A 2751-nucleotide genomic window follows, 5' to 3' on the forward strand; every position below is an offset into this window, starting at 1 on the left:
GTATGCTATCGTTTCAATCGTAGGTTTTGGAATAAGGAAGTGTTCCATCGCTTATTATTTGCTTGCGCTACAACGACCACTATAACGAGGGATGAGCTGATGTCAAAAAAGCGGGTCAGCTAAGTCAATAGGCAAATAACAAAAATAAATAAAAGGCAGGTGACAAGAAATGAACGAAAAGTTAACGGCAATTTTTCGAAAATCACCCTATGGCTACATAGGCTATGTAGAGGAACTTCCCGGAGCAAACTCTCAGGGAAATACTCTTGAGGAAACAAAAAGAAATTTGATCGAGGCGGTAAAACTTGTCTTAGAGGCAAATCGCCAAATCGTTGAAGAAGATCTGAAAGGGATAGAAATAATAAAAGAGGAGTTTGGAGCAATAACAGCTTGAAACGAAAAGACGTAATTCGTTACCTCGAAGATAACGGATGTGAATTCTTGCGGGAGGGAGCAAATCATACTGTATACGTAAATCGCCATGAGAAGAAAGTTAGTACAGTCCCCCGCCATAGGGAAATTGACGAATGTCTGGTGATAAAAATATGTAAAGACCTTAGAATACCAAAGCCATGATAAAATCACTCAAGCCAACCCATTTTACAAGCCTGCCGTTTTATTATAACTGCATATTTTACTGACACCATAAAGAGGGGTGAAATACTATGGCAGAAGCAATAAAAGTTTGGTATGACAAAGAGGGAGACTATCTTGAAGTTGTTTTTGATAGGCAAGCCGGTGAGTGTCAAGAGGCCGTAAACGAGGCAGTACTGGAAAGACTTGATGATACAGGAAACATTATAGGTTTTTCTATATCGAAAGTCAGTGCTCTGAAGAAACAGAAGCCTCTTTCAATTGAATTAAAAAGACACGTTGCCTGACAACAGGCCAAAAGCTCCCCGTTATCTGCAACGGGGAGCTCTAACCTAATACAATTTTTCTAAATTCTGAGGTATAAGGCTGTTCCCCTGATCAATTTCAAGCAAGTTTAATAGTGTAATACGACCCTTATTCTGGTACGCGCCAGCAACAAAGACTATATTGATCTACATTTTATCCTGCAGACGTATAACCTAAACGATCTATTGGAACTATCGCATAAAAAATTTCCGGATATCGACATCAATCTGATCTTAAAAAGCCTTGTTTATTTTACGGACATAGCCACCGGAACCGATTAATTTTAAAAATGACAAAACAGTTGACTTTGAAGATGTTAAATCTTTTTTAATCAAAACCGTTAAGGATTTAAATACTTAGTCAAAAGTAGCGTATGTTTGGCCAATCAGATCATTTTTTTAAGACACTTTTATAAAAACAGCTCAAACTTAACTCCGATTTTTTTTAACCGTGATTTCCTTTCAGTAATAATTATTTGATTTTAAATGGATATTGGTATAAAAGAAAAGTTGAATATAAATTTGTAAAAGGAGATAATGTTTATGGTTCCAGCAAAAGAAGAAGTTCGCCGCATAATAAATGAACTTCCCGAGGATTCAACTTTTGAGGATATTCAGTACCATATATATGTACGGCAAAAGATTGATCGTGGAATAAAAGATATCGAAGCAGGACATACGATTTCAGAAGACGAATTTGATGCAAGGTTATCAAAGTGGCTCGAAACGTAAGGTGGACTGAAACCGCTATCAATGATCTCAAGGAAGTAGCAGAGTTCATCGGAAAAGATTCTCAATACTATGCAGCAGCAATTGTTCAAGAAGCACGAGCAGCAGCTCGGTTTTTGAGGACTTTCGCCGAACGCGGCAGGGTGGTGCCGGAAAGTAATGATCCGAATGTCCGAGAACTTTTTATCAGAAGCTATCGACTCATTTATAAAATTACACCTACACATATATATATTCTTGCCTTCGTGCATGGAGCTCGTGATCTTGATTCTCTGTGGAAACGTCATGGTGGTCCAGAACAAGCAGGCGCTTAAATATAAATTGCCGGCTGAATAAGTATTTTAAATAGTACGAGTAATATATTGCGGCCGGAATTATTATTCAGGCAATCATAGATGCCCCTGTAATTTTTCCACTTGATTTACTTAAAGCAAAGTATTAGCAAAATTATAAATTTATGTTCATTAGACAAGCTGTTCTATTTTTATATTTTTTGCAGGAATAAGTAACCCTTTATCTTGTTTTGGTTTTTTACTCTCTCTAATAACGGATTGCATTCAAAGAGATAGCAAGGCGACAGGAGGTTTTCCCGCAGGCGTATATATATACGCCGAGGACAGAGCTGACAAAGCCAACGCAGCTAAAATTTAACACCTATTTTTTTTAATCCTTAAAGACGAGATAATCATGGAACGAATCATAAATATTCATGTTAAAAAACTGCCGGAGGGGGTCTATCTGGCCACATCAAAAGAAGTACAAGGACTGGTGGCACAGGGAAGGACATCCACGGAAGCAATAGAGATTGCAAGGGATGTGGCCCGGAAGTTGATGGAAGCGCGCTTGGAAAGGGCTAAGAATGTTGATTTTGCGAAGGTGTCCGGCTTCACAAACCTCTTTCTATAAAGACATCATACAATACTTATAAAATCATTGCGTTATACATTAAAACAGATAAAGTAAATGCCCCCGGTATACCCCCGAAGGCAAATCGAAAATTCCTGACTTTTATCCGGGTGCGGAATAGTGATGTTTCGTCTGAATTTCTCACTCATTTCCACCCCAGGCATCTGCTAAATCACCAAATAATTCATATAAATCTTGTTATTATAATTTTAATTTG

General features: G+C 37.8%; 6 protein-coding genes and 1 pseudogene. All 7 read left to right on the plus strand.

Translation table 11 applies throughout. The annotated features are described in order from the left end of the window. Positions 1-123 (plus strand): annotated as a pseudogene (locus VXK47_RS05980) (IS1595-like element ISDssp6 family transposase); the annotation flags it as partial. A gap of 46 nt (positions 124-169) precedes the next feature. Further along, the gene (locus VXK47_RS05985) at positions 170-394 is read left to right on the plus strand and encodes a type II toxin-antitoxin system HicB family antitoxin (protein WP_435547861.1); all 225 of its coding nucleotides are present in this window, start codon (positions 170-172) and stop codon (positions 392-394) included. Continuing rightward, complete coding sequence (locus VXK47_RS05990; protein WP_435547862.1) at positions 391-576, plus strand: type II toxin-antitoxin system HicA family toxin; 186 nt, start codon at positions 391-393, stop codon at positions 574-576. The genes VXK47_RS05985 and VXK47_RS05990 overlap by 4 nt, the downstream gene beginning before the upstream one ends. Positions 577-665: 89 nt before the next feature. Beyond that, positions 666-881, plus strand: a complete 216-nt coding sequence (locus VXK47_RS05995) for a DUF2283 domain-containing protein (RefSeq protein ID WP_435547863.1) — start codon at positions 666-668, stop codon at positions 879-881. Positions 882-1442: 561 nt separating this feature from the next. Beyond that, on the plus strand, positions 1443-1631 hold the full coding sequence (locus tag VXK47_RS06000) for a hypothetical protein (protein ID WP_435547864.1): 189 nt from the start codon (positions 1443-1445) through the stop codon (positions 1629-1631). Further along, the gene (locus VXK47_RS06005; RefSeq protein WP_435547865.1) at positions 1616-1942 is read left to right on the plus strand and encodes a type II toxin-antitoxin system RelE/ParE family toxin; all 327 of its coding nucleotides are present in this window, start codon (positions 1616-1618) and stop codon (positions 1940-1942) included. The genes VXK47_RS06000 and VXK47_RS06005 overlap by 16 nt, the downstream gene beginning before the upstream one ends. Before the next feature lie 373 nt (positions 1943-2315). Further along, on the plus strand, positions 2316-2534 hold the full coding sequence (locus VXK47_RS06010) for a type II toxin-antitoxin system HicB family antitoxin (protein WP_435547866.1): 219 nt from the start codon (positions 2316-2318) through the stop codon (positions 2532-2534). Positions 2535-2751: the final 217 nt, after the last annotated feature.

Origin of the sequence: Desulfobacterium sp. N47 (genome assembly GCF_051233685.1) — a bacterium.
Classification (GTDB): Bacteria; Desulfobacterota; Desulfobacteria; order Desulfobacterales; family RPRI01; genus RPRI01.

What these genes read in the sequence shown, in the direction of transcription:
- VXK47_RS06010 (WP_435547866.1), top strand. Translation starts at nt 2,316, where the DNA reads ATGGAACGAATCATAAATATTCATGTTAAAAAACTGCCGGAGGGGGTC.
- VXK47_RS05985 (WP_435547861.1), top strand. Translation starts at nt 170, where the DNA reads ATGAACGAAAAGTTAACGGCAATTTTTCGAAAATCACCCTATGGCTAC.
- VXK47_RS06000 (WP_435547864.1), top strand. Translation starts at nt 1,443, where the DNA reads ATGGTTCCAGCAAAAGAAGAAGTTCGCCGCATAATAAATGAACTTCCC.
- VXK47_RS05995 (WP_435547863.1), top strand. Translation starts at nt 666, where the DNA reads ATGGCAGAAGCAATAAAAGTTTGGTATGACAAAGAGGGAGACTATCTT.